Source organism: Nitrospira sp. (genome assembly GCA_037045225.1).
In the GTDB taxonomy this organism is placed as follows: domain Bacteria; phylum Nitrospirota; class Nitrospiria; order Nitrospirales; family Nitrospiraceae; genus Nitrospira_A.
Genome location: JBAOHZ010000009.1, coordinates 1,388,328 through 1,414,964, shown reverse-complemented (window position 1 = coordinate 1,414,964; position 26,637 = coordinate 1,388,328). Strand labels below are relative to the sequence as shown.

24 protein-coding genes are annotated in these 26,637 nt (G+C 59.2%); 11 read left to right on the top strand and 13 right to left on the bottom strand.

Features of this window, described 5'->3' with window-relative positions:
* Positions 1–124 precede the first annotated feature (124 nt).
* From V9G17_07270 to V9G17_07260, 3 genes are all read left to right on the top strand, one after another.
* Entirely contained in the window at positions 125–1,357 is a 1,233-nt protein-coding gene (locus V9G17_07270; GenBank protein ID MEI2752389.1) for an efflux RND transporter periplasmic adaptor subunit, read from the top strand.
* Positions 1,354–4,482, top strand: a complete 3,129-nt coding sequence (locus V9G17_07265; GenBank protein ID MEI2752388.1) for a CusA/CzcA family heavy metal efflux RND transporter — start codon at positions 1,354–1,356, stop codon at positions 4,480–4,482. Before V9G17_07270 ends, V9G17_07265 begins: the two co-directional genes overlap by 4 nt.
* Positions 4,483–4,687: 205 nt before the next feature.
* The gene (locus V9G17_07260; protein MEI2752387.1) at positions 4,688–6,199 is read left to right on the top strand and encodes an ATP-binding protein; all 1,512 of its coding nucleotides are present in this window, start codon (positions 4,688–4,690) and stop codon (positions 6,197–6,199) included.
* Positions 6,200–6,443: 244 nt separating this feature from the next.
* On the opposite strand, the gene V9G17_07255 is transcribed toward V9G17_07260, so the two are convergent.
* Both V9G17_07255 and V9G17_07250 read right to left on the bottom strand, forming a co-directional pair.
* Positions 6,444–6,812, bottom strand: a complete 369-nt coding sequence (locus V9G17_07255) for a PilZ domain-containing protein (GenBank protein ID MEI2752386.1) — start codon at positions 6,810–6,812, stop codon at positions 6,444–6,446.
* A gap of 145 nt (positions 6,813–6,957) precedes the next feature.
* On the bottom strand, positions 6,958–7,947 hold the full coding sequence (locus tag V9G17_07250; GenBank protein ID MEI2752385.1) for a tetratricopeptide repeat protein: 990 nt from the start codon (positions 7,945–7,947) through the stop codon (positions 6,958–6,960).
* Between the two features lie 385 nt (positions 7,948–8,332).
* Between V9G17_07250 and V9G17_07245 the strand changes: the two genes are divergently transcribed.
* Complete coding sequence (locus V9G17_07245) at positions 8,333–8,935, top strand: hypothetical protein (protein ID MEI2752384.1); 603 nt, start codon at positions 8,333–8,335, stop codon at positions 8,933–8,935.
* 10 nt (positions 8,936–8,945) lie between these two features.
* On the opposite strand, the gene V9G17_07240 is transcribed toward V9G17_07245, so the two are convergent.
* Positions 8,946–9,398 carry a hypothetical protein gene (locus tag V9G17_07240; protein ID MEI2752383.1) on the bottom strand — a complete coding sequence of 151 codons (453 nt, stop codon included), beginning with the start codon at positions 9,396–9,398 and terminating at the stop codon, positions 8,946–8,948.
* A gap of 300 nt (positions 9,399–9,698) precedes the next feature.
* Here V9G17_07240 and V9G17_07235 point away from each other — a divergent pair, with 300 nt between their 5' ends.
* Positions 9,699–12,413: a cation-translocating P-type ATPase gene (locus tag V9G17_07235; protein MEI2752382.1), complete on the top strand. Its 2,715-nt coding sequence runs from the start codon at positions 9,699–9,701 to the stop codon at positions 12,411–12,413.
* Here V9G17_07235 and V9G17_07230 read toward each other — a convergent pair.
* The 4 genes from V9G17_07230 to V9G17_07215 form a co-directional block, all read right to left on the bottom strand.
* Entirely contained in the window at positions 12,410–13,285 is an 876-nt protein-coding gene (locus V9G17_07230) for an alkaline phosphatase family protein (protein MEI2752381.1), read from the bottom strand. The genes V9G17_07235 and V9G17_07230 overlap by 4 nt on opposite strands.
* Positions 13,286–13,305: 20 nt before the next feature.
* Positions 13,306–15,036, bottom strand: coding sequence for an ABC transporter ATP-binding protein (locus tag V9G17_07225; protein ID MEI2752380.1), 1,731 nt, complete (start codon positions 15,034–15,036; stop codon positions 13,306–13,308).
* A 104-nt stretch (positions 15,037–15,140) separates the two neighbouring features.
* Positions 15,141–15,359 carry a hypothetical protein gene (locus tag V9G17_07220; protein ID MEI2752379.1) on the bottom strand — a complete coding sequence of 73 codons (219 nt, stop codon included), beginning with the start codon at positions 15,357–15,359 and terminating at the stop codon, positions 15,141–15,143.
* A 31-nt stretch (positions 15,360–15,390) separates the two neighbouring features.
* Positions 15,391–15,486 carry an AURKAIP1/COX24 domain-containing protein gene (locus tag V9G17_07215; protein MEI2752378.1) on the bottom strand — a complete coding sequence of 32 codons (96 nt, stop codon included), beginning with the start codon at positions 15,484–15,486 and terminating at the stop codon, positions 15,391–15,393.
* A gap of 175 nt (positions 15,487–15,661) precedes the next feature.
* Here V9G17_07215 and V9G17_07210 point away from each other — a divergent pair, with 175 nt between their 5' ends.
* On the top strand, positions 15,662–16,177 hold the full coding sequence (locus tag V9G17_07210) for a hypothetical protein (GenBank protein ID MEI2752377.1): 516 nt from the start codon (positions 15,662–15,664) through the stop codon (positions 16,175–16,177).
* 2 nt (positions 16,178–16,179) lie between these two features.
* The gene (nadB, locus tag V9G17_07205; GenBank protein ID MEI2752376.1) at positions 16,180–17,856 is read left to right on the top strand and encodes an L-aspartate oxidase; all 1,677 of its coding nucleotides are present in this window, start codon (positions 16,180–16,182) and stop codon (positions 17,854–17,856) included.
* Here the strand turns inward: nadB and V9G17_07200 are convergent.
* From V9G17_07200 to V9G17_07190, 3 genes are all read right to left on the bottom strand, one after another.
* Positions 17,747–18,427: a transglycosylase SLT domain-containing protein gene (locus V9G17_07200; protein ID MEI2752375.1), complete on the bottom strand. Its 681-nt coding sequence runs from the start codon at positions 18,425–18,427 to the stop codon at positions 17,747–17,749. The genes nadB and V9G17_07200 overlap by 110 nt on opposite strands.
* A gap of 150 nt (positions 18,428–18,577) precedes the next feature.
* Positions 18,578–19,459 carry an aminotransferase class IV gene (locus tag V9G17_07195; GenBank protein ID MEI2752374.1) on the bottom strand — a complete coding sequence of 294 codons (882 nt, stop codon included), beginning with the start codon at positions 19,457–19,459 and terminating at the stop codon, positions 18,578–18,580.
* Positions 19,459–20,943, bottom strand: a complete 1,485-nt coding sequence (locus V9G17_07190; protein MEI2752373.1) for an anthranilate synthase component I family protein — start codon at positions 20,941–20,943, stop codon at positions 19,459–19,461. Before V9G17_07190 ends, V9G17_07195 begins: the two co-directional genes overlap by 1 nt.
* A 124-nt stretch (positions 20,944–21,067) precedes the next feature.
* Here V9G17_07190 and V9G17_07185 point away from each other — a divergent pair, with 124 nt between their 5' ends.
* From V9G17_07185 to atpF, 4 genes are all read left to right on the top strand, one after another.
* Positions 21,068–21,337 (top strand): AtpZ/AtpI family protein, encoded by a 270-nt coding sequence (locus tag V9G17_07185; GenBank protein ID MEI2752372.1) that lies wholly within the window; start codon positions 21,068–21,070, stop codon positions 21,335–21,337.
* Between the two features lie 30 nt (positions 21,338–21,367).
* Positions 21,368–22,117: a F0F1 ATP synthase subunit A gene (locus V9G17_07180; GenBank protein MEI2752371.1), complete on the top strand. Its 750-nt coding sequence runs from the start codon at positions 21,368–21,370 to the stop codon at positions 22,115–22,117.
* Positions 22,118–22,153: 36 nt separating this feature from the next.
* Positions 22,154–22,384, top strand: a complete 231-nt coding sequence (gene atpE / locus V9G17_07175) for an ATP synthase F0 subunit C (GenBank protein ID MEI2752370.1) — start codon at positions 22,154–22,156, stop codon at positions 22,382–22,384.
* A 74-nt stretch (positions 22,385–22,458) separates the two neighbouring features.
* Positions 22,459–22,971, top strand: coding sequence for a F0F1 ATP synthase subunit B (gene atpF, locus V9G17_07170; protein ID MEI2752369.1), 513 nt, complete (start codon positions 22,459–22,461; stop codon positions 22,969–22,971).
* Between the two features lie 6 nt (positions 22,972–22,977).
* Here the strand turns inward: atpF and larE are convergent, their stop codons facing one another.
* From larE to V9G17_07155, 3 genes are read right to left on the bottom strand one after another with little or no spacing between them, the layout of a single operon-like run.
* On the bottom strand, positions 22,978–23,799 hold the full coding sequence (gene larE / locus V9G17_07165) for an ATP-dependent sacrificial sulfur transferase LarE (GenBank protein MEI2752368.1): 822 nt from the start codon (positions 23,797–23,799) through the stop codon (positions 22,978–22,980).
* Positions 23,800–23,842: 43 nt separating this feature from the next.
* The gene (locus V9G17_07160) at positions 23,843–25,222 is read right to left on the bottom strand and encodes a pitrilysin family protein (protein MEI2752367.1); all 1,380 of its coding nucleotides are present in this window, start codon (positions 25,220–25,222) and stop codon (positions 23,843–23,845) included.
* 12 nt (positions 25,223–25,234) lie between these two features.
* Positions 25,235–26,590: a pitrilysin family protein gene (locus tag V9G17_07155; GenBank protein ID MEI2752366.1), complete on the bottom strand. Its 1,356-nt coding sequence runs from the start codon at positions 26,588–26,590 to the stop codon at positions 25,235–25,237.
* Positions 26,591–26,637 lie beyond the last annotated feature (47 nt).

Genomic DNA, 26,637 nt, shown 5'->3' with positions numbered 1-26,637 from the left:
TGGCTGGTAGCGTAGCAAAACGCTGCTGCCGGCATCCTGTTTCCTTCAATATCTCGACTCACTTGCGGCACGGTCCCTGCTGCTCTCATGAATAGCAGGGTTGCTCAAGGTGGGTACTCGACGCATGACAGATCGAACAGGAAGGGGCACAGAGGCGGTCGGCCGGCGGCAGCCTGCTGAAGGGCTCGCGCTTGCGGGACGTTGCCTGGTGATCGGGTTGATCCTGGGGGCAGGGACCGCCTGTGATCGAGACCCGCCGGTGGCGCCGCCTGTCGGGAAGGCAGTGAGCAGGGCTGCCAATGGGATGGTGCAACTGACTGACCCTGAAATTGTCCGGGCCGGCATAGAGGTGATCACGGTCAAAAAGGAGCCGTTTACCTTCCACCGCGAGTTTCCGGCGACTGTCCAAGCCAACGAAAACGAACTGGCGGAAGTCACGACCCTTATTCGAGGGCGGGTCGTCGAGGTTCTGGTCGATGTGGGCAAGGATGTGAAGAAGGGCGAGCGGCTGGCGCTGCTCGACAGTACCGATCTGGGTATGGCTGAAGGGGCCTATCTCAAGGCGGTCGCGAGGCAACACGAAGCGCAACTGGCGTTTGAACGGGCGGAAAATCTTCACGAGCATCGTGCGATCAGTCTGGCCGAACTACAACGCCGGGAAGCGGAAATGAAAACGGTGCGCGCGGATGCGCGGGAAGCGGCGCATCGGCTGGCGCTGCTCGGTGTGCCGCCCCAAGAACTTCAACGTCTCGAACGCGAGCAAACGATCCGGTCCGACGTGGCGGTGCGAGCGCCCTTTGCAGGCCGCGTGATCATGCGTAATATCACGCGCGGCGAAGTGGTGGAAACCTCGCGGAATTGCTTCACCATTGCCGACCTGTCCGATGTCTGGGTGGTGGCCAGTGTGCCGGAAAAGGACGTGCGGTTTATTCGTCCGAAGGACGAGGTCCATGTGATGGTTCCGGCCTATCCGCACGGGCTATTCTCCGGCACCGTGACCTACGTCAGCGATGTGCTTGACCCATCGACCAGGACGATGCGCGTCCGTGTCACCGTGCGCAACCCCGATCGGACCTTGAAGCCGGAGATGTTCGCCATGGTCCGTGTGTTCGGGTCGCCTCAACCGGAGGCGTTGCCGGTGCCGCTCACGGCGGTGCAGCAGGACGGAACCGGTAAATTGCTCTTTGTGCGGCAATCGGACAATCGATTCGAATCGCGCCGCGTTGTCCTGGGAGACGAGCTAGACGGCAAGATCCTCGTGCTGGAGGGGCTGCACGAGGGGGAAGACGTGGTCGTCAAAGGAGCCTTTGCAATCAAGTCGGAGTTCGAGATCCAGAAGGTCGAGCCCACGCCATGATTGCCTCACTGTTGGAGTTCTCACTCCGTCAGTCGATCCTCGTCATCGGATTGGCCTGCATGTTTTCCGTGGCCGGTCTGTTCGCGTTCCAATCCATCCCTATCGATGCCTATCCCGACGTGACCAATGTGCAGGTGCAGGTGCTGACGGAGGCGCCGGGCCTCTCTCCGGTTGAAGTCGAACGCTTCATTACCTTTCCGATCGAGCTGCAGATGAACGGGCTGCCGGGCCTGACGGAAATCCGCTCCTTGTCGAAGTTCGCGCTCTCCCAGCTGACGGTGGTGTTCGAGGACGATGTGGATGTGTATTTCGCCCGGCAGTTGGTATTGGAGCGGATCATGGCGGTTAAGGAGCGGTTGCCGGAGGGGATCGATCCGGTGCTGGCGCCGGTGACGACCGGGCTGGGGGAAATCTACCAATACTATTTGGAGGGTCCACAGGCCCATGCGACCGATCCCGCGCTGGTCGAGGCAGAGTTGACGGATCAGCGGTCGGTGCAGGATTGGGTGCTCCGTCCCTTGCTGAAGAGTGTGCCAGGCGTGATTGATGTGAACGGCCTGGGCGGCTTCGTGAAGCAGTTCCAAGTGCTGGTGGATCCCGATAAGTTACGCAAATACAGTCTGACGTTGCACGACATCTATGAGGCGGTGCAGAAAAACAATGCCAATTCCGGCGGCAACGTGCTGGAGCGGCATGCAGAACGCGCCATTGTGCGGGGGCTGGGGCTCATCAAGACCTTGCCTGACATCGAACGTATCGTCGTGAAGGAAGCGGGCGGCACACCCGTATTCGTCCGTGATGTGGCGGAGGTTCGTATCGGCCATGCGGTACGCCATGGCGCGGCTGTGTTGAACGGCGAGCGAGAAGTGGTGGCGGGCACGGTGCTGATGCTGCGCGGAGGCAATGCGCGCGAAGTCGTGCAGGCTGTGAAACGCCGGGTTGAGACGATTCAGCGGGACGGGGTGTTGTCCGAAGGCCTCAAAATCATCCCGTTCTACGACCGGATCGAGCTTGTGACGGCGGCCATCAATACTGTGCGCGATGCGCTGATCGAGGGCATCGTTCTGGTGACCGTGGTGTTTTTTCTGTTTCTGGGCCATGTGCGCAGCGCGATCGTCGTCACCGTCTCTCTGTTGGTCACTCCGCTGATGACCTTCCTGGTGATGCAGCGCGTGGGACTCTCCGCCAACCTCATGACGTTGGGTGGCTTGGCGATCGGGATCGGTGAAATTGCCGACGGATCGTTGGTCGTGGTGGAGAACGTCTATCGCCATCTCTCCGACAACCATCTCCATCAGCGGTCCCGGCTCGAGGTGATTTTCAGGGCTACCAGCGAGGTAGGGCGGCCGATCGTCTTCGGGATTCTCATCATCAGCGTCGTCTTCCTTCCCCTCATGACGTTGCACGGCATGGAGGGAAAAATGTTCGCCCCCTTGGCCTATACGCTGGTGATTTCGCTGCTGATGTCGGTGGTCGTCACCTTGACGCTTTCGCCGGTTCTGGCGTCCTTGATCCTGCGAGGCGACCATCCGGAGGAGACCCGGCTCACGCGGTGGATGAAGGCCCGCTATCAGCCGGTGCTCCGTTGGACGCTCGACCATCGCGTGCCGGTGTTGCTGGGATCGACGGCGGTGGTTCTGGCGAGTCTGACCCTGCTCCCGTTCGTGGGGCGAGAATTCATTCCGATTCTGGAGGAGGGCGCGTTGACGCCGCAAATCGTGCGGCTGCCGAGCGTCTCCTTGCCGGAGTCGATCGCGATTGAGAAACAGACGCAGAAAGTCATGCTGGAGTTTCCGGAAGTGCAGATGTCGGTGAGCAAAATCGGACGTCCCGATATCGCCGTCGGTCCGGAGGAGCCGAATGAAAGTGATCCGATTGTGACGCTGCGTCCGCGAAACACCTGGACCACGGCACAGACACAAGCGGGCCTTGTTGACGCGATCCGGAAGCGTCTTGCGGAGATTCCCGGTATTTCCGTGCTGATGAGTCAGCCGATCCAGGAGCGGGTCGATGAGTTGATTTCCGGCATCCGGACTGAATGCGCCATCAAACTCTTCGGGGACGACCTCGATCTGCTCTATCAGCAAGCCGAGACCATTGCGGACCTGATGCGGACCGTGGAAGGCGTGAAAGACGTCAAGGTCGAACAGATCGCCGGGCAGCCCTATCTGACGATCGACATCGACCGTCAGAAGATCGCCCGGTATGGGATCAACGTGTCGGATGTGCACGACATCATCACGACGGCGGTGGGCGGCAAGCCGGCGACGCAGGTGTATGAGGGGGAGCGCCGATTTCAACTGACCCTGCGTTTTCCGGAGGCCTCTCGCAACAGCATCGGGGCCATCGGAGATATCCGGGTGCGGTCCGCGTCCGGTGCGCCGATTCCCTTGAGCGAGCTGGCGACGATTGAGATGCGTGAAGGTCCCGCTCGCATTAGTCGTGAGCAGGCGAAGCGGCGGATTTACATCGGGTTTAATGTGGTGGGACGCGACATCGGCAGTGTCGTGGATGAAGGCCGCAAGCTGCTGGCTGAACGGATGCGTTTGCCGCAGGGCTATACGGTGACGTGGGGCGGGGCGTTCGAGAATATGGAACGCGCGAATGCCCGACTGCTGGTGGTGGTGCCGATCACGCTTGGGCTGGTGTTCTTTCTGCTCTTCTGGGCGTTTCATTCGTTGCGGTATGCAACCTTGATCATTCTGAATCTGCCGTTCGCCTTGATCGGCGGCGTGGTGTCGCTGTGGCTGAGCGATCAGTATTTGAGCGTGCCCGCCTCGATCGGGTTTATCGAACTGTTCGGCCTGGCGGTCGGCAATGGGATCGTGCTCGTATCCTATATCAATCAGCTGCGAAACGGAGGCCAGTCGACGGAGGAGGCGATCATGACAGGCTGTGTCCTGCGGCTTCGTCCGGTCATCATGACCATGATGACGACCTTGCTCGGCCTCTTGCCGCTGGTCCTCGCGCAGGGAATCGGCGCGGAAGTGCAGCGGCCTCTGGCCACGGTGGTCGTCGGCGGCCTGTTTACCTCAACGGCCTTGACCCTGGTGGTGCTGCCGGCTTTGTATCGGAGTTTTGCCGAGCGAGACATGGTGGAGGAGCACGCGCCGGAATGGGTGTGAGGTCGACGGCGAGGACGCCTCATCGAGGGGCGAATCATTCCTCCGGGCTGCTGCCGGGAGAGAAACGGATTCTGAGTTGAGGGCGAGTGATAGAGGGGACTCATGTAATCCATCATCTCCTTGACTGTGAATCGTGATGTAGTACAACCAAAGGAAGACGCTCACACCGTTTGGATTCCACGCTGCCCACTCTCATGAGGACGTTATGGCCGGATGCCCGCAGCCTTCCCACACTCCGTTGTATGATCCGCAAGTGTTGTTGAATTCACAGCCGGTGATCGTGAGCGTCATCGATCCGGCCGACTATTCCGTACAGTTCCAAAACCGAACCTCTCTGGACATATTCGGCGACATGGCCGGCTCCAGCTGTCATGCGAAAATCGCAGGGCAAGCGGCTCCGTGCGAATTCTGCCGTATGCCCGAGGCCTTGGCGAAGGACGAGGTCGTGTCGAAGAAAGTGGATATGCCGGATGGCCGCCAACTGTTGATCCATTGGGCCAAGGCTCCCACGAAGGATGGACGGGTACATGTCATTGAAACCATCGTGGATGTGTCGAAACGCAAGCACGAAGAGGACAGTCTTCGGCAGTCGCAGAAGATGGAGGCGCTGGGCCGTTTGGCTGCCGGCATCGCACATGACTTCAATAATCTGCTCATGGTCGTGATCGGCCATGCGCAACGGGTGGCGCAGCAACTCGGCTCCCATCCCTGTCATCATGAAGTGGAGATGATCGGGCAGGCGGGAACCAGGGCCGCGGCTTTGACGAAGAAATTGCTGACGTTCAGCCGCCGCCAGGTGTTGGAGCAACGGGATGTGCCCCTCAATGGGCTGATTCGCGACATGGAAGATATTCTCCGGCGGCTGATCGGGGAACAGATTCAGACGGTCATCGTGCTTGATCCGAAGGCGGGGCATGTGTTGGGAGATCCGGTGCAGATCGAACAGGTGTTGCTCAATCTGGCCCTCAATGGACGCGACGCGATGGCGGAAGGCGGCATCCTGACGATTGAGACGGGCAACGCCGATCTGGACGAGGCCTATGTGCGCTCGCACCCCGGGTCGGTTGTCGGACGTTACGTGAAACTCGTCATCGAAGACACCGGCTGCGGGATCGACGCCGAGACGCTCAGACATATCTTTGAACCGTTTTTCAGCACGAAGGAGTCAGGGAAGGGAACCGGGTTGGGGTTAGCCACGGTGTATGGCATCGTCAAGGAAAGCCGGGGGTATATCGAGGTGACCAGCCAGGTGGGGCGAGGATCGCGATTTACGGTCATGTTCCCTCGGGTACTGACATCAATGGAGGAGGCCGAGCCGGTGGCGACGTCGCGTGTAGTGCCAGCCGCCTGTGCGACCATCCTCCTCGTGGAAGACGACGAGGGCATTCGGCGTCTTGTCGCAGCGGTGCTTCGGGATCAGGGCTATGAGGTATTGGCGGCCGCCGACGGTGTGGAAGCTTTGCAAATGCTTCAGCTCCGAAAAGGCGGATGCGACCTGCTGATTACCGATGTGATCCTGCCGAGAATGAAAGCCGCCGTGCTGGCACAGGGCGCGAAGACGATGTTCCCGAATATCAAGGTACTCTATATCTCCGGCTATGCCGGCGACATGCTGCTCTCGCATGGCGTGGATGCGCAGGCCGCCTACCTGCAAAAGCCGTTTCTTCCGCAGGCCATTATCGAAAAAGTTGCCGAACTTCTGTCGGCTCGCGCCTAACCGCGCGAGTGGTTATCCTGCCCGTTGGACCGGTCCGTCCCTACCCCCTAGCCCGCGTCCCACTCTCATCCGTGATTCCTCGCGCGTGACTCGGTGGAACGGTATGGTGTTCGGCGCGCTGATCGACCTCGTGCGACATCGACCGGGTTGCGCGCGCCTGGAGTGCCCACTACGCAAGCGGTCGGTGCGTCGATGGGCGTAGAGGTCAGGGATGGAGCGGAGTTGGGGGAGTCCCGATCGGGAACTATTTCCAGGTGACGGGCGGCAGGGAGATGACGCGCTCGGGCTCCGCGGTGTTCTGGGCGTCCAGGAGTAGATCGTAGACCATTTGTATACGATCCCGTATTTCCTTCGAGGGGCAGAGGAATTCGATACCGAAGGAATCGTTGCCCGTCCATGTCACGACCGCGGGTTTGATTTCGACGGGTTGCAGGCGATCCGGCAGTGAGACCCGCAGGGTCAGTCGCATCCCGCAATGCACTTTGGCGTCGCTCTGTTCGATTCGGCACCCACCCGGAGAAAAATTCCGCACGATGCCCTTGCTGATCCCACGGGGTCCCTGAATCTCAATGGGGCGGCTCATTTCAACTCGCGTGCTCTTACGTTGTGGCATCGATCTTCCTTTCCGTCCCGCGTCTCGATGTGACTGTACTCATACCCTGCCGTTTCAATACCGTTCTGTTCCCCTCGCCGAGGAAAAGAACGTCACGAACTTCGTTTGATGCCGGGTGATACTTGGAGCGTGGTATGTCCTTCGTTCAAATAGCCGGTTGCATGAGTGATTCCGTCAAGTGTCTGAAGGTCGGGTCCAGCATGAGCCGACGAAACGACGCGTCCTGTCGCGGATCCGGCAGGTGTTCGCTCGAATTCTGGTGCTGTGGGGAGCGAAAGGCTGTGTGGAGCGATTGCATTGCCTTGTCCCGCTCGTTCATCTCCGCATAGGTGCGGGCGAGGTGGTAGTGAAAGAGGACATTGGCCGGATCTTCCGAGAGTCCGTAGTCCAGTGTGATTTTCGCGCGGCTGAAGTCACCGGCCATGCCGTAGGCCGTTCCCAAGTTATGCACGAGGAGGCGCCAGATGGCCTTGTCGAGGGTTGAGTGTGCCTGCTCCAACGCGAGTGCCTGTTCATAGTGCGGGATGGCCTGTCTGAATTTTCCTTGGAGGTAGGGCGCGCTCCCTGCTCGAAAATGATCGAGGCTGCTGGGTGGTCCGGCGGGGACGATCTCGAGGCTTCGCAACACCGCTTGTAGTCGCACATCATCTCCGGCCATGACCCCTGTTTTTGAAAGATGAATGTCCGCATAGACATTGCCTTGGGGGACGCAGGCAAAGAGATGAAGCTGAGTCGGGTCGGTTCCGCTTGGCTCCGGCGCCAGATACTCGATGACCGGTACATGCCGGATTTCGTAGTGCGTGGTGTTCGGTTTGGCGTGAGTCGGTGATGGTGGCGAGATGCGCTCCAGATGGGCGGCACAACCCTGTTCCGTAGCCTGGCCTGAAATCGTCTCTAACGTGATCGAGAGCTGCATCGATGCGGCGGTATTGGTGGCGAAAAAGTATCGCCGGCCATCCGGCTTCACACCATCGACCTGCACGCGGTAGCCGGTGATATCGAGGTTCAGGGCCCAGGATTGTTCGGCGAGGGCGATGGTGGCCACATGCGGCGGTTCCTCTGCGAGGACAGTGCTGAGAGTCAGGAGGGTGATGCCGACTGTGCCGACTAGCGCCGATGTCGTGAATGAAGGCATGGGAGCTCCTTACCGCGTGCTGCTCTTGTGAAGGTCAACTGATGAATGTAGTCTAACGTTCACACGCCGTCGGCCAAAGAAAAAGTGCGAAACCAGCCAGATGACTTGGTGCTATGCCGTAGGTCGGCTGAGGACGGAGCGGCACTCGCCTGTGGCATCGTGCGACAGTGCGGAGGTCATGCTGGGGTATTTGCCGCCAGTGGTCATGCGCATGGCGCCGGGGGGATGGAGACCGTGTTCTCGATCGGTGTCTGCTGCAATTGCTCGGTCTGGGGATCGGGTTGTATCTGCGGATGGCTCGTGGGTACCGGCTTTGCATTGTGCGAGGGGAGATGTCTCTGTATCGTGCGCCGGTTGTCTCGATCGTCCAATGGAAGGAGTGAGGATGCAGCAGCCAATCAACGGAAGATTTGAGTTACGCCTCAGGTGGTGGGGGGCCTGTCTCTTGGCGGCAGGCCTCATGATTGCGGCCGGGCCATCAGTGCAGGCTGCGGTACAAGTGCTGCCTGATATGACGGTGAAGCGCGAGGGGCGGGCCATCACCGGAAATAAAGCGATTCGTGCCGATCCGACGATGCAGGAAATTCTGACGGCATTTGATCGTGCGGAACGTGCACTGGAGCGGCAGGAGCTTGGCGCGCTGATGCAGTTTTATGCATCCAGCTACAACTATCACGGGTTACATGTGGCGGATGTGGAACGTATTTGGGGCGAGGTGTTTGAGCATTATCGCGGGTTATCCTCCACACATTTGTTCTCTGAAATGAAGGTGGTGCAGACGGCGGAGGGCCCGCGGGTGGAGTTGACGTGCACCGGCGGTCTGTATGGCACGGAGGCGCAGTCAGGTGCCCGGATCACGCTGGATAGTTGGTTTCAGGAGGTGCACTATCTGGTGCGGGAGCAACACGGATGGCGGTTTCTCGGGAATCGAGGGGACGCGCCGCGTTCGGCGCCCTTCTCTTCCTCCCCGCATCATCCTCTGTTCTGAGCGACGGTGATTAGGCTGCCGCCGCGGATGCGACAGTGGCGGCTGTGCCGAGCAGCTTTTTGACGCTGGCATGGGCCAGCACTACATCCGGTGTCCGCTGCAAGGCTTCATAATAGCTGCGTTCAAAGCCATCCCCTTCTTCGGATGGACGGAGCATCATGCGCGCTTCTGCCAAGAGGTCCTGCGCCGCTTCAAGGGTCGTCTCTTCTTGATCTTCCAGGACGACATCGATTCGGACGACGAGGTGCGACAAGGGGTGAAGCCACGCGAACCAAGGGTCGTTCATCACGAGCTGCAAGAGCTGTCCCGCCGAGGAGACGCGCCCGTAAATGCGTTCATAGGTCAATTGTTCGGAGACGATCAGGGATTTGTGCAGGCCGAGCAGGCCGTGGCGGAGGTCCTTGAGGCTGCGGCGCAAACTGTCCGGAATCGGGTTCTGGGCCGACCAAGAAGAACGTGTCATATGCCACCACTCCTAACAGATCTACGGCTGCAAGCGACGGTTGTTCCTACCACAGGAATGACGCCCCGCCCCGGGGCCGATTCTCCGTCCTTCGTGGATACTGTATCGGTGTGTTTTCGCCGGGATTGAGCCTTTGGCTCGTTGTTCGGAAAGTTTTTTTCTCAGGCCCGGCCGTACGCGTGAAGGGAATTGAGGATTTATCCTGGAAGCTGAAGCACTTAGCGCTGGTTTACTCGGCGCGAGGTTCTGTACGTAGGGGATTGATCCGCCAAGACTTGGATGAGGGAGGAGAGCGTGGGCATGGGTGAGCAGGGACAGCACCGGCAGCCTCGGTGGTATGCGAAGTCACCGGAAGAGCTTGGGCGTGAGCTTGATGTGGTCTCGCCCGATGGGCTGAGTGAGGACGAGGCGGCACGCCGTCTAGGCGTTTATGGCCGGAACGAATTGCCAGAAGCCCCGCCTCCTTCTCCGTGGACTATCTTGGGGGCGCAATTTACCAGCCTGATTGTGTGGGTGTTGATCGGTGCGGCGATCGTTTCCGGTCTGCTCGGAGAGTGGGTCGATACCGGAGCGATTCTTGCCATTGTCCTGCTGAACGGACTCCTGGGATTTGTTCAAGAGTATCGAGCCGAACAGTCGCTGGCGGCATTAAAAACTCTGGCGGTGACCTATGCGCGGGTGATTCGCGGCGGCTCGCGTCGTGCTCTGTCCTCTACGGAGTTGGTTCCGGGCGACATCATCGATGTGGAGGCGGGGGACCACATCCCGGCGGATGCGCGCCTCATTCATGCTGCCGCGTTGCGGACGCAGGAGGCCGCGCTGACCGGCGAGTCTACACCGGTTGAAAAATCAGGCGCGGTGCTTCCCGATACCGACCTGTCCCTGGCCGATCGGCGGAACATGGTGTTTCTGGGGACCACCGTCACGGGAGGGAAGGGGCGTGCGCTGGTCATCGCCACCGGTCGGAGCACCGAGTTGGGGCGGATCGCCACGTTGATGGCGTCGGTGCCGATTGAGCCGACCCCCCTCCAGCGGCGGTTGGAGCAGTTCGGCCATGTGCTGCTCCTGCTGTCTCTCGGAATCGTCGTGGTCGTGTTTGTGCTGGGCTTGTGGCGAGGCGAGCCGGTCTTCGACATGTTTCTCACGGCGGTGAGTCTCGCGGTCGCCGCCATCCCGGAAGGCTTGCCGGCGATTGTGACGACGACACTCGCGCTCGGGGTGATGCGTATGGTGAAGCGCCACGCGCTCATCCGACGATTGCCGGCTGTGGAGACGTTGGGCGCGGCGGCCGTGATCTGCACGGATAAGACTGGGACGCTGACGAAGAACGAAATGACGGTCACACGTCTGGCTGTCGATGGACTGGTGTATGAGGTGACAGGGGAAGGGTATGCGCCGGCCGGGCAGATCATCGGCGGCGACCCACAGCAGGAGGGCTTGCGGCAGCTGCTCCTGAGCGCACTGTTGTGCAACGATGCCTCGCTCAAAGAGAGCGAGGGCAGTTGGAAAGTGGTGGGCGATCCCACGGAAGGAGCGTTGCTCGTCGCGGGCGCCAAGGCCGGATGGCGGAAAGAAGACCTGGAGCGGGCGCATCCGCTGATCGGGGAAATTCCCTTTGATTCCGAACGCAAGATGATGACGGTGGTTCGACGATCGGAGGAAACGATCGTGGCCTATGTGAAGGGAGCGCCGGATGTGCTGCTGGGCCGCTGCCAAGACTATCTGTCGGTCGGAGGGGAGGTGCGACCACTGACGGATGTCGTGCGCGGGACCATTCTCTCCATCAACCGGCAGTTCGCGCAGCAAGCCCTGCGTGTCGTCGCTCTGGCGCAACGTCGACTCGATCAGGTTCCGTCGATCTGCGAGTCGGAGACCATCGAGCGGCAGCTGATCTTTCTGGGTTTGGCTGCCATGAAAGATCCCTTGCGCCCCGAGGCCAAGGTGGCTGTCGATCTCTGCCGCTCGGCAGGAATTGCGACGGTGATGATCACCGGTGACCATAAGGAGACGGCCTTGGCCATTGCGCGTGAGGCGGGCTTCCCAGGTGGTCCGACGCAAGCGTTGTCCGGTCTGGAGTTGGATACGTTGACCGATGGCGAGTTGTCGGCACGGGTTCGTGATATTTCCGTGTACGCGCGAGTGTCGGCCGAACACAAGCTTCGCATCGTGCGAGCCTGGCGGGCGCAAGGGGCAGTGGTGGCGATGACCGGCGACGGGGTGAATGATGCTCCGGCCGTGCGGGAGGCGGATATCGGGATTGCCATGGGCCTGACCGGCACGGATGTGACGAAAGATGCGTCGGACATGGTGGTCACCGACGATAACTTCGCCTCCATTGCGGCCGCGGTCGAGGAAGGGCGCAGCATCTATGACAATATCCGCAAGGCCGTGCATTATCTCTTGTCGTGCAACTTGAGTGAAGTTCTGGTGATGTTGGGGAGTACGTTGTTGGGCTGGCCGCTCCCCCTGCTTCCCATTCACATTCTGTGGATCAATCTGGTCACCGATGGGTTTCCGGCCTTGGCCCTCGCGGTCGATCCGAAGGATCCGGATGTCATGAAACGGCCGCCGCGGGATCCACAGGCTCGCCTGCTGGATCGTGAGCGATTCCTGGCCGTGTGCCTCCAGGGGACGGTGATGGCCTTGGTGACGCTGGCCGTCTTCGGAATCTCCCTATCTCTCTGGCACGATGAAGTGCCCTTCGCGCGGACCATGACCTTTACCACGCTGGTGTTGGTGCAGCTCCTGCACGCCTTCAGTTGTCGCCATGAACGGTATTCGTTGTTTCAAATCGGGGTAATGACCAATCGAGCGCTCGTGGGGGCCGTGCTGCTCTCCGCCCTGTTACAGGGGGGGATTCTGTTGAGCGCCTGGGGACAGGAGATATTCAAAGTCGTTCCGCTTCGAGCCGATGAATGGTGGCTGATGGTGGGATTCGGCGTAGTGCCCTTTGTGGTGATGGAGTTCTGGAAAGCGTGGCGGCGGATGCAGAGGCCTGTGGTGGAAGCTCGTTAGCGCGTGGGGGACGGTGCGGTCCAAATGGTGGTGAGGGGGGAGGCCTGCCGGCTGAGCCCCACCGGTTTTGCGCCGTACATCTCCTCGATCGTCCGCAACAATCCGTAGTGATCGACTTGCTCACCGAACCGTCCCTGCCGCACCATCGGCCCCACCAGAATCGTGGGGATGTGGTTGTCGGATTTTCCGTTATCCTCATCCCAGGTAACGATCAGCAGGCTATTGTGCGTGTCCGCCCACTGCACATAGCTGTCGAGGTGAGTCCGGAGCCATTGGTCCCCGAGCTCGATGCGTTCGGGATCCTTCCCGTTGTGCAGGTCGTTCTGTTGATTGGGTACGACCATGCTGACGGTAGGCAGCGTGCGGAAGTCGGTTGGAAACTCGGAGAAGGGACGATTATCGGCGGGTGGCACTGTGTTGATAGGAGACGATTGCCAATTGACCCATGGACTATGTTTGCGGGCGTAGGCGCCTGCCACGCAATCTGTGGCGCCGACCGCGGGCAGATCTTCGGCGTACCCGACGAAGGTTTGGCCGACTTGGGCCAGGGTACTGTGAAGGTTCGGGGTGGTCAATGCCAGCGGGCACGTGTTCCCGTTGACTCCCTCGATGAACCCGGCGAAGAGGGCGATATAGTTGGGTTGACTGGGATGGGTGACACCATGGGAGTTGGTCAGCAGCGCGCCTTTTTTCGCCAGTGCGTTGAGGTAGGGGGCTGCCGGCGAATCGATGATTTGTGCGAACGAATGATTCTCTTCGATCACGATCACAATGTGGTCTGGCTTGGGGAGCGAGGTTTGAGCGAAAAGAGGTTCGATCCAGCAGAGGAAACTCAAGCACAGAATGAGCATGGTCGGGATGCGTGTGCGCATTCGAAGCTCTCCGCTCTGGGTTACACAGGTAGTTCGCTCAGTCGCAGGGTATAGAGATAATGATAGAGACCCTGTTGGGCCAGCAGGGCAGCATGGGTCCCTTCCTCGACGATTTTACCCTTGTTCAGGACCAGGATGCGATCGGCGCGTTGAATGGTGCTCAGTCGATGTGCCACGACGAAGGTGGTGCGGTTGACCATGAGCCGCTCCAGGGCTTCTTGGACTAGCCGCTCAGACTCCGTATCGAGGGCGGAGGTGGCTTCGTCCAGTAAGAGAATTCTTGGATTCTTCAGAATCGCCCGGGCAATTGCGACACGTTGGCGTTGACCGCCGGAGAGGTTAATGCCTTTCTCGCCGACGATCGTTTGATAGCCATCCGGGAATCCCACGATAAACTCATGGGCATGCGCGGCTTTGCTGGCTTCGATCATTTCTTCTTCACTGGCGTCTTCACGCCCGTAACGAATGTTGTCCCGGATAGGCCCGCCGAACAGGATTGTGTCTTGGGGCACCAGGGCGATTTGGCGGTACAGGCTGTCGAGCCGAACGTCTTTGACGTCATGGCCGTCCACCGTGAGCCGTCCGGCGGTCGGGTCATAAAATCGATGTAAGAGGTTCATGATCGTCGTCTTGCCTGATCCCGTGGGGCCGACGATCGCAATGAGTTCGCCTGGTTTGGCCTCAAAGGAGAGGTCCGAGAGGATTGGTTGTCGGGGATCGTAGGCGAAGCTGATGTGTTCTGCGCGCACATGACCACGGATGGGCGGCAGGTCGATGGCATTTGGCGCATCGGCAATTTCAGCATGGGTGTCGAGAATTTCAAAGACCCGTTGCATGGCGCCTTGAGCTTCCTTGATCTGTGCGAACACACGGGCTGCCGATCCAAACGGTCCGATGAGAATGCCTGCAAACAGCACGAAGGCAAACAGGTCGCCGGGGGACACCGTTCCGTCGATGACCTGCCGTCCGCCATACCACAATACCGTGGCGGCGGCGGCGAAGGTGACGAAGGTGATGGTGGGCACGAACCAGGCCATGATGGTTGCGCGGCGCAAGGACAGTTCCATCGCGGATTGGACCTGTGTGACGAATCGCTGCTCTTCGCGTTTGGTTTGGACGAACGATTTCACGACGCGGATTCCCGCGATGACTTCTTCCACCAGCGTGCTGACGGAGGCGGTTTGGTCCTGAATCGTGGTCGAGAGGGCCCGGAGCCGCCGTCCAAACAGCTTTGCCACGACAACCAGCAAGGGCAGAAGTACCAGAATGAGCAGGCAGAGCTGCCAGTTCATCGCAAACAGGAAGCCTGCGCCGCCGATGAACGTGACGATCTGTTTGGCCGCATCGATGGGCGTATCGGTCACGACGTTCTGAATGACGGTCACGTCATTCATGAGTCGGGACATCAACTCGCCGGTCCGCCGTTTCGAGAAGAAATTTACGGAGAGGGTCTCGAGATGGGCGAACAGGTGTATTCGGAAGTCAGCCATGACGCGTTGTGAGACCCAGGCCGTCAGGTAGCTGTGTCCCATTGAGCAGAGTCCCTGCAGCAGCACTAATCCCAAGAACAGGAGAATCATCTCCGTCATGCGTTCGGCATTATGCTGAACGGTGATCACGTCCCAGAGCGAGCCTCCCAGGCGAAGCAGGGTCAGGTTCACGGCTGCAACCGCCATGACCATGACGGCGGCGGCGATCATCCGGGGGACGTAGGGCTTGAGGAAGGGGTAGAATCGGTTAAACGAGAACATGGGTGTTACGACAATCGTTTCAGAGGGGGCAGGCGTCTAGCGCATCGCCGCATGGTGTCGGCGATGCGCCTACGACATAACCTTCGTGATGAGGTGAGATCGCGCTAGAGCTGAGCGATGGACTCGATCAAATTTTTATTGATCGCCACGAAGTCCGACCGATCCTTATCGTTGATCAACACGTCAGTCAAGCTGATAAACAGCCGCTGCTCTTCGTTGATCGCGTCGGACACACGATTACGCATGGGTGGGATAAGGAAATCCCCGACGTAAACACAGTTCACCGTTCGAACGCGGATGCGAACTTTTTTTCCTTCGGGCACGGATCCCTCCGTCCATTATGTCGTGATGGGCTCAGCTCTTGCGACGCAAGAATTTCTGACGCCGGCGCAATTTCTTGTACTTGTGCTTGCGCATCTTCTTCCGGCGTTTCTTGAGGACACTCGCCATACGTTCAATCTCCAACTGCTAGGCGCGGGAGTCTAGTGGGTTTTGCTCCAAAATGCAAGCCAAGATTCTGCGTTGTTGCTTACCGATCGGCCGCATGGCGGTCTGCCGCCGAAGATCGAACGTGGGGCGAGCCAGTTGGCTTGACCTCTTTCCGCCAAGGTTTCTATACTGCGCCATGTTTGAATCGTGCCCGCCGATCCGCCTGTATCTCAGTCGTGTCTTCCTCGCCCTGGTGTTGATCACGACCGTGGGCTGTGCAGGAAAAACCCTACAGTACAAGGACGATCACGATCGGATTGTCCGCATCGATCAGGCCGTGGAGTCGCTCCGTAAATCCTACGTAGAACGGGACCGCAGTGCGCTGGAGGCGTTGCTCCTCCCGTCGGGAAATCTGGACCAGGTGCAACGGGATATTTACAGCGACTTCGATACGTTTCGCGATATCCAGTTGGAGTTTTCTATCGAGCGCATCTTGATCGAAGGGGACAACATCGATGTGTTTGTCCATTGGCAGGGCCAGTGGAAGCGGGATCCTGCCGAGGTGGGCATGCGTCAGCGTGGCCATGGGCGATTAGCCTGGGTTGGCACGCAGTCCATTCTGCTTCGAGAAGCTCAAGGGGACCTGCCCTTCGGTATGGGTACGCGTGCAAGTCTGAGTGGCGACCCGGCACGCGGGCAAGCCAATCCATAGTTATGTCTGTCAGGCTGTCTTCCCCAAAAATTGAAACAGACTTTCTCGTGGTCGGCAGCGGTGTCGCGGGGCTGCGTGCGGCGATCGAGCTGAGCCGGGCCGGGCGTGTCTTGATGTTGACCAAGGGGCATCCTTTGGAAAGCAATTCCATGTATGCCCAGGGCGGCGTCGCGGTGGCGTTGAGCGAGGAAGATGATGTCGGTAGCCATTTGACCGATACGCTCAAGGCGGGCCATGGGCTCTGTCGACGCGAAGCCGTGCGTGTGTTGGTCGAAGAGGGGCCGGACCGGATTCAAGAACTGATTGCCTGGGGCGCGAAGTTCGACAAGATCGGAAAGCGCTTCGCCTTCACGCGTGAGGCGGCCCATAGCCGGAGCCGCATTTTGCGCGCGCGCGGCGATGCCACCGGCAACGAGATGGTGCGCGCGCTCATGACCTATGCCGCGAGGCAGCCGCGTATTCAACGGTTGGATCGGCGATTCACGGTCGATCTGGCGGTCGTTGACGGGCGTTGTTGCGGCGCCATTGTGCTGAATGAAATGACAGGCGAGCGCACGGTGTTACCGGCCAGTGCGGTGGTGTTGTCGACCGGTGGCGCAGGGCAGGTCTATGCGCGGACGACGAATCCGGGCAACGCCACGGGGGACGGCATGGCGATGGCGCTCCGGGCCGGGGCCTTGTTGATGGATATGGAGTTCGTGCAGTTTCATCCCACGTCCCTGTATCTGCCGTCGAGTCCGCCGTTTCTCCTGTCTGAGGCCATTCGCGGGGAAGGCGGTCAGCTGCGCAATATCAAAGGCGAGTTGTTCATGCATCGTTACCATCCGGACGGTGCGCTGGCCCCGCGCGACGTGGTGTCGCGGGCGATCTGGTCCGAAATGGCGGCGACACGTGCGCGCCACGTGTATTTGGATGTGACGCATCTGGGAGCGGCCTTCGTTAAGCGGCGATTCCCGACCATCTATGCGACCTGCCTGCGGTACGACATCGACATGACTGAAGAATGGATCCCTGTCTCGCCCAGCGCGCATTACATGATGGGCGGTGTCTGGACGGATGTGCAGGGAGCGACGACGTTGCCCGGCCTGTTTGCGGCCGGTGAGGTTGCCTGCAGCGGCGTCCATGGTGCGAATCGTCTGGCGAGCAATTCGCTGTTGGAAGGTTTGGTCTTCGGCATGCGGGCTGCGCAATCTGCGGTGGCCCATGCGGGACGATTCTCCGAGCCGGTGCACATGCCCTGCCTCGAAGAACTCGAACAGGGGCGGCCGACGGATTTCGAGGATCCCGAGAAATTGCGAAGCTCACTGCGTCGCTTGATGTGGGGAAAGGTAGGGCTGGTGCGCTCGGGCGATTCGTTGATCAGCGCTTCCGCGCAACTGGTCCGCTGGATGCGACTGCTGACCAAGCCGTTTGCCTCGCGAGCGGCTCTGGAGGTCAAGAACATGGTGCAGGTCGCCCGTTGTGTCACTGACGCGGCGTTATGGCGAGAGAATAGTGTCGGGGCCCACTACCGTTCGGATTATCCGGAGCCTAATCGACCTGGATGGCGGCAACACAGCCAGTTGCTGATCACGGACGGTCGGACGAGCGGGTCGGCATCGAAGGAGCGAGCGCTCGTGCTTTCGCCCCCAGAGCCTGCGCGCGGTAAGCCCCGGAAGAAGAAAGCCGGTCGTTCGTAAGGAAGGTGCGGTAGTACCGAAGCACCTTTTGGACATACTGCCTGGTTTCCGGGATTGGTGGAAGCCCTTGGTAACGCTCCACTGCATGTTCGCCGGCATTGTATGCCGCTAAGGCCAACGGAAGATTTCCGTTAAACCGGTCCAGCAGCTGTCGGAGATATTTCGTCCCGCCGCCGATATTCTCATCCGGGTTGTAGGAATCCCGCACATCCAAACGCACAGCGGTTTGCGGCATCAGCTGCATCAGGCCGATGGCCCCGGCGCGAGACACCGCCAGCGGGTTGAAGTCGGATTCCGTCTTGATGACCGCACGAATCAATGCTGGATGGAGGCGATGGACTCTGGAATGCCGCGCAATCACCGGCTCCAATTCCCCATCCGAGATGATGGTGCGCGAGCGAGGTAGTTCCGCAATCACTCGTCTGTATCGAGGATCGTTCGGCACGTTGGTGAGAGAAATGGTGCCGTTGGCATCGATGTACTGATAGACGTCGGCCCGGCTGGGAAGGGCAGTCAGGAGTAGTGTCGCGGCAATTGAGAAGAGAGCGGCTGTACGGCTGAAATAAGCCATCTGGATGGTGCATCCCGTGTAAGAGCCGAGTCCCATTCGGATGTCTCAACCGTAGCATCGGACCCCTGACCTGTCAAAAGCCTCTGTTCCGGGTTTTCTCGATTGGCCCTGCATAACAAATTGATATTATAGGTAAATATGTTCATGTTTCTACTGGGTTGGCTCAAGAAACCTCGTCCGGCTGTCGGCGAATCGCGTCTGCAGCCGACGCGTGAGGGGGCCTGGTCGACCCTCGCCGATGGCGAACGAATCGACCCTGCTGACCGGCATGATTTCCATGCTGGTATTCGTCAGGAAGCACTCATCCGCGCGCTGAAGATCGGCGACATGATAATGCCCTTCCCGGACAGGTAGCCCTTCCTCTTGTGCGAGGGTCATGACGATCGTTCTCGTGATGCCATCTAAGATGCCGCAGTCTAGTGCCGGGGTATGGAGAGTGTTGCCGGAGATGAAAAAGAGGTTGCTGACCGTGCATTCGGTCAACTCGTCTTTCCAATTCAAAAAAAGGCTGTCAAAGGTGCCGGCCGTAATCGACTCACGCTTAGCGAGAATGTTGTTCAGGAAATTGGTGGATTTGATGTGCGGCGACAACGCTTCGGGCAGATTCCGCCTGGTGTGAGCGACGGTCAGTGACACACCCTCGCGTGAGAGAATGGGAGGAGAGGGGGGGAGCGATTTCGTCATGATGACCACTGTGGCGCGTGGGCACAGACTGGGATCCAGGCCGATTTCCCCCTCGCCGCGTGAGACGGTGATGCGGAGGTACGCATCCGTCTGCTCGTTGCCGACCCCATTCCGGCGCATCGCTTCATGGAGCAACTCCGGCCATTGCGACTCCGGGATGGGAATGTCTAGGCCGATGGCATCGGCGGAGCGCCGGAGTCTGGCCAGGTGCTGGTCGCGCATGAAGATGCGGGATCCATAGGAGCGAAGGGTTTCATACACGCCGTCACCATAGAGAAATCCATGGTCAAACACGGAGACCAGGGCCTCCTCCTTGCGCACAAACCGATCATTGAGAAACACCCACATCAGCGGCTAGCCTCCAGGATTTTAAAAAACGCGCCCGCCTTGGCGAGCGTTTCATCATATTCGTGGTCGGGATCCGAGTCTGCCACAATGCCGGCGCCGACTTGGAGATACCCTCTGTTCTTGGTCAGTACGAGCGTACGAATGAGGATGTTCAAGTCCAGGTCGCCGCTCCAGCTGAAATAGCCCAATGCGCCGGTATAAAGTCCGCGTCGCACCGGCTCGAGTTCTTCGATGATTTCCATACACCGGAGTTTAGGGACACCGGTGATGGTTCCGCCGGGGAACACGGCTTTTACCAGGTCGAGTGCTGAGATGCCCGGTCGCAGGGTGCCGACCACGTCGGACACCAGGTGGCTGACATGTGAATACTGTTCGATGGTCATGAACTCATCGACCCGCACCGAGCCATAGCGACAGACCTTTCCGAGGTCGTTTCGTTCCAGATCCACCAGCATCACATGTTCGGCGCGTTCTTTGGGATTGGCAAGCAACTCCGCGCGCAGACGTTGGTCCTGTTGCAGCCCGGTGCCTCGCGGCCTGGTTCCGGCGATGGGTCTGGTGTCGGCCTGCGAACCAGCCAGCCGCACGAGTCGCTCAGGGGAACTGCTAACGAGGCTGAGGTCGGGGAATCGGACGAGTCCTGCGAACGGCGCGGGATTGATGTGGCGGAGACGGCGATAGAGTTCGGTGGAGTATCCTTCGTATCCGGTGGCCGAAGCGGCGGCGTCGAGATCGAGCGTAAAGCGGTGCGACAGATTGGCCTGATAAATATCGCCGGCGGCGATATAGTCCTGGCAACGCCGCACCCGAGTTTTGTAGGCTTCGCGCGATTGGCTGGGTACAAAGGTCGCCGGCGTAGGCCAGGGCGACGAAATGGGTTGCGGAACTGGGCTTGTCAGGCGGGCTTCTAGCTCTGCCAACCGGTCACAGCCTTCGCGATACAGCTTTTCTCGAGGTTCCGTCTGAAATCGCGATAACGGAGGGCAATACATCAGGTAGAGCTGTCGCGTATGGTGATCGACCGCGGCCACGACATCAAAAAAAGCTATGTGCAGGTCAGGCACGTGGAGATCGTCGGCGGCCAAGGACGGAAGCGATTCAAACGACCGCACGAGATCGTAGCTGAGGTATCCGACGGCACCCCCATAAAACGGCGGGAGGCCATCTGGTTTTGTAATGAGTGATTCGGCGAGCGTATGCTGGAGGGCCTGAAGGCCGGAGCCCTGGTAGTGCCGGATCTGTTCCTCGGTCTCGATCCGGTATTCCTGGGCGCGACTTGTGAGGGTGAGATAGGGGTCGCGTCCGAAAAATGAATACCGCGCGGTGGTGTCGGTGCCATTGGCGCTCTCCAGGAGAAACGAGGGGCGATCGGCCGGCGCCAGCCGACAGTACAGCTCGAACGCATCGGCATCCGGTTGTGGACGCACGACCACCAGCGGTTGCGGCGGCCCGCTTAGGAATGCCTGGTGAGAGGGAAAACTCATGAACCTGCGTTTCAGAAGGGTGCCATATCGGAAGAAATGACTATACCGCATCGAGCGGCCGGGTCATAGGTGGCCTACTTCTTGACAAGCCCCCAGCGAATTTGCTTGAATGGCGCGCCCGCCGATGGGTGCACTCTCTCCGATTGCGCTGAGGAGTGCCGCACGTGAGCATCTGATGCCCCCCTCTCAGGATCCGTTATATGCGGGGCTCGGGCAGGCTGTCCGGATCGGGACGGAACTGCTTGCTGCGTTGATCGTCGGAGGAGGGCTGGGTTGGGTTCTCGACACCTATCTGCTTGATTCGAATCCATGGGGATTGGTGGTGGGGGTAGGGTTGGGGGCCGCAGCCGGTGTACGGGGCGCCTATCGGTCGGCGCAACGATGGCAGAGTTAACCAGAGTCGTCTGACTGAAAAAGGATCATTGTGGAAGAAAGTCCGTTACATGCGTTTGAGCTGCACGATCTGATTCCGTTGGTTCCGGCCGGGGTGGATGTTTCCATCAACAAGGCCGTGATTCTAATGTGGGTGATCGTCGGCCTGGTGGCGTTTCTGATGATCTCGGCTGCGGCGTCTCGTAAGTTGGTGCCGGGTAAATTGCAGAACATGGCCGAATTGATCGTCGAGTTCATTCGCGGAATTATCATGGACACGATGGGTGAGCCGGGGATGAAATATTTCCCGCTGATCGCCACGTTGTTCCTCTTTATTCTCTTTGCCAATTTGATCGGGTTGATTCCCGGTTCCTATACCGTCACGAGCCAGATTATTGTCACGGCGGTGTTTGCCGTAGGAGTTTACGGGCTGAGTATTGTGCTCGGGTTTTCCCTTCACGGGATGAAGTTTTTCAGCATTCTCGTGCCGCCCGGTACTCCGGGTTGGCTCTTGCCGTTGATGATTCCGATTGAATTGATCAGTCAGTTGGCGCGACCCATTTCCCTGGCCGTCCGTTTGTTTGCGAATATGACCGCCGGTCACGTCATTTTGGGCGTGTTGTTCGGGTTGGCGATCAGCGGCGGGCTGCTGATCGGATGGTTGCCGTTTGCGTTCACGATCGCCATGAACGGACTCGAAGTCGGTATCGCGTTTATTCAAGCCTATATTTTTACCGTGCTGAGTTGTGTGTATCTGGGGGATGCGGTTACCCTGCACGGTCATAGCGAGCACGCACACTAGGTCGAGTTGTCTACATAAGGGAGGAGAGGACAAACAATGGATGCAGCAGCAGCAGCGTTGGTGGGTATGGGATTGGCGGCGGCAGGATTTGCCGGCGCCGGTGTGGGCATCGGGTATATTTTCGGGAAAATGATCGAGGCCGTGGCCCGGCAGCCGGAAGCGGAAGGTCGCGTCGGCAAGTACATGTGGATCGGATTCGCGTTGGTCGAAGCCATCGCACTGTACGGGCTGGTCATTGCGTTCATCATCATGGGCTTGCGTAAGTAGTCGTTTCGACGGCGGAGCCCTGATGCTGGGGCCTATTCCTGGCTCAGAACCTCAACTCATTTGGGTACTAGACTATGCCTCAATTTGAATCACATTTCTTTTCATCCCTGATCTTCTGGGAGATTCTCTCCTTTGGGATTCTGTTCTTCCTGCTCTACAAGTATGCATTTCCGAGCTTGTTGGGTATGCTGGAAGAACGCGAAAAAAAGATCAAGGACAGTCTCGATCAGGCGGAACGTCACCGTTCCGAAGCCGAGCGCAGGCTGAAGGAATACGAAGCCAAGCTGGCGACGGCGGCCAAAGACGCAGAGGCGATTTTGGGACAGGCCAAAGAACGCGCGCAACGCCTGATGGAAGAGAACGAACAGCGCATGACGACGGATGCGGAGCGCATCAAGGGTGATGCGACTCGAGAAATCGAGACGGAGCGCCGGAAGGCCGTGCAGGACATCCGTTCGCAAACGACCGACTTAGCGATGATGGTGGCTGAGAAAGTCGTTGGGCGGGCACTGACGGACAGCGATCATCGTCGCCTGGCGGACGAAGCCCTCGATGCCCTCGCAAAGAGCTACCAGAGCCGGAATTAGCCTCTCTTACGCCGGGGGGGTCAGACTCACGCCTCCCTGGCGGTATCCTTCCAAATCAACCGTCACGAACCGATAGCCGAGTTTCTTGAGGGTTTCGGCCAGCCGTTCGCGGCGTCCCGGTTGTAACAGTTCCGGCAGCTCCTCGACGACCATCTCTATTCTGGCGATCTCCCCGTGGTCCCGTACACGATATTGGCGAAAGCCTTCTTGTGCGAGAGCCGCTTCCGCACGTTCCACACGGGAGAGGGTGCTTCGGGTGATCGTGATGCCGCGCGGCACGCGGGAAGAGAGGCAGGCGGCTGCCGGCTTATCCCAATTGGAGAGGCCTAGCTCTCTCGCGACGTCGCGGATATCGGCCTTGGAGAATTCAGCTTCGAGCAAGGGGCTGCGGACGCCCCGTTCGCGAGCGGCCTTGAGGCCTGGACGGTCGTCTCCCAGGTCATCCACGTTCGTGCCGTCGACAATGTGTCCCGCCGCATATTCATCCCGGAGTGTGTCGAGGAGGGAGTACAAGTCGGTCTTGCAGTGGTAGCAGCGAGTGGCATCATTCTGGACGAATTCCGGGATTTGGAGTTGATCAGTTTCAACAATACGATGGCGCGCGCCGATCTCCGCGGCGATGTTTCGCGTGGCCTCCAACTCACTGGCCGGAAGGGTCGGAGAGACGGCTGTGACGCCGACAGCCTGGACGCCCAGCTCCTCATGCGCCAGTTTGAGGACGAGGGAACTGTCGATCCCGCCGGAGAACGCCACGATGACCGAGCCCATCTCGCGAAGGATCTGTCGTGCCCGGGCAACTTTGTCGATCAACGGAATTGTGGAAACCATGGGATTCTAGATCTGCGCGGCCAGACTGCGGGAGAGTGGCCGGCTATTGTTTGACTTTGGCCTTCGCGATCGATCCGACGACGACCAAGGCGTAATGTTGGGGATCGAGATACTGTTTGGCGACGCGCAGCACGTCGTCCTTCGTGACTTTCTCGATCGCTCTTGGGTACTGCGTGAAATAGTCCAGCCCAAGATTGTAGAGCTCGACTTGGGCGAGGACGTTCGCCAGTTTTGCGCTGGAATCGACCCGCAGGGGGAAGCTGCCGACGATGAACGATTTGGCCTCATTGAGCTCCTGGTCCGTGACCATGGCATCGCGCATCCCCTTGATCTCCGTCAGGACACCCGCGATGGCTTGGTTCGTGACGTCGGTTCTGGTCTGCAGGCTGATGAAAAACGCGCCAGGCATCAATCTGGTGTCGAACTGGCTCATGATCCCATAGGCTAGCCCTTGTTTGTCGCGAATGGAATCCATGAGCCGGGAGGAGAACCCTCCGGCGCCTAGAATATAGTTCATGACCGTGACGGCATAGTAGTCTGGATTCGTCCGGCTGATGCCGGTGTGCCCGAGGACGATGGTCGACTGCGTCAGATCCTTCTCGATGAGCTGGACCATTTTACGATCGATGGCCGCCGGCTTTTTGAGCTGGTAGGGCGGTGGAGGCCCCTTTTTCCACGAGCCAAAATGAGTCTGGACCAGCATCGCCGCCTGATCCTGCGTCAGGTCCCCAACGATGACCAGGATCGTTTGATTTGGCAGGTATTCCCTGGCGTGAAATTGCTGGATGTCCGCAACCGTAATTTTGTTGAGCGTCTCTTCCGTGCCATGGGCCGGCCAGCTGTAAGGATGGCCGTGAAAAATCAATTGGTGGAAGGCTTTCATCGCCACGTTTCCGGGATCATCGTCATCACTGACGATTTCGCCGAGGATCTGCGTGCGGACGCGTTCGACTTCCTGCTTATGAAACGCAGGATGTTGGAGCATATCGGCTAAGAGCGTAAAGCCGAGGTCCGCATCTTTCTTGAGCACGCGCGCGGAGGCGGTGGTAAAGTCTTCCGCTGCATGGGCTCCCAGTGAGCCTCCCACAAAATCGATCTGTTCGGCGATTTGTCGAGATGTTCGGGTCAGGGTGCCTTCATCCAGGAGACTGGCGGTCAGATTGGCGAGTCCTGCTTTGTCGGGTGGATCTTGCGCCGATCCCACTTTGACCAGCGCGTGGATTTCCACCGTTGGAAGAAAGTGCTGTTCCAGGAACAACACGGTCATGCCGTTGGAGGTGACAGAACGGGTTGGGACGATTTCCGCGGCCTGCGCCGGGGCGAATGACAGGCCGAGCGCCAGAGACAGCAGGCCTACCAGAGGCCAGCCTGTGGGGCGGCGATGGTGTTGGCGCGAAGGAAGGGTGATTTGTTGTGGCGTCATCGAGATCGCTCGCTAGTGAGATTGTGTCGGTGACGCGGCTTGGGTTTGCGGAGGCTGAGGAATCAAGGTTCCCGTCGTGCGAGTATCGGCAGTCAGATATTGCGACGCCACACGTTGCACGTCCTGCGCGGTGACCGCGCGGGTGCGCTCCACAAACTGGCTGACTTTGCGCCATCCTGCCCCGATGGTTTCGGCTTCACCGAGTAGCATGGCCTGACGGAAATTCGAATCCTGTTCGAAAATGTGGGCCGCCTCGATCTGATTTTTCGCACGCTGGAGCTCGAGTTCGCTCGGCGGCTCAATTTGGATCCGCTGAATTTCTTTGAGGACTGCTTCTTCGACCGCTTCAACCTTCTCGCCTGGTTTCACTACGGCATAAAAATAAAACAGCCCCGGGTCGGCCTGCATCAGTCCATAGTCGGCGCCCACTGCCAGGGCGGTTTTTTGTTCGTAGACAAGACTTTGGTAGAGCCGGGCGCTTTTGCCGTGAGATAAAATCGATTCAAGTACGTTCAGGGCATAGGAATCGTCGCTGGAATAGTTGGGGACACGGTAGCCCATCATGACGAACGGCACCTGCGCTTCGCGCTTCAGGAGGAAGCGGCGTTCGCCGTGCTGCGGCGCTTCGGTCACGGCCAGAGCTTTGGGGGATGGCCCTTTCGGGATCGGTTCGAAGAGCTTGGCGATGATCGGGAGGAGTGTGTCCGCCTTGATGTCGCCGACCACGAGCAGCGTGGCGTTGTTCGGTGAATAGTAGGTGTCATAGTGGCGCTGGAGATCGTCGAGGTTCATCGCGTCAAGATCGGAGAACCATCCGATCACCGGCCAGTGGTAGGGATGACTCATGAAGGTCTGTGCAAACAGGGCCTCGACCAGCGCACCTTGGGGATCGTCTTCGTTGCGCAACCGGCGTTCTTCTTTCACGACTTCCCGCTCGGTCTTGAATTCGTTTGCGTCCAAAATCAGCCCCTGCATGCGGTCGGCCTCGAGTTCGAGCGCCAGCGTCACGCGATCAGCGGCCAGATTCTCAAAGTAGGCGGTAAAGTCCTGGCTTGTGAAGGCATTGTCCATTCCGCCGTTCTTGCGAACGAGGCGGGAGAAGGTGCCTTTGGGGTACTTGGCGGTGCCCTTGAACATCATATGCTCAAGCATGTGCGACAACCCGGCCCGGCCCATGACCTCGTTTCGTGAGCCCACCTTGTACCAGACTTGCACGGTCGCCACGGGCGCCTTGGGGACTTCCACGAGGATGACTTTCATGTCGTTGGATAACGTGTATTCCTTGGGTTCGACGGCATGAGCCGGAGATGTCAGGCCGGCGAACAGGAGGACGCTGAGAATCGAACAAGCGAGGATGGAAACGCGCACGGGAGCTGAGTTGGAAGTTGAGCTCTGGTTAGGCATGTACGAAGAAC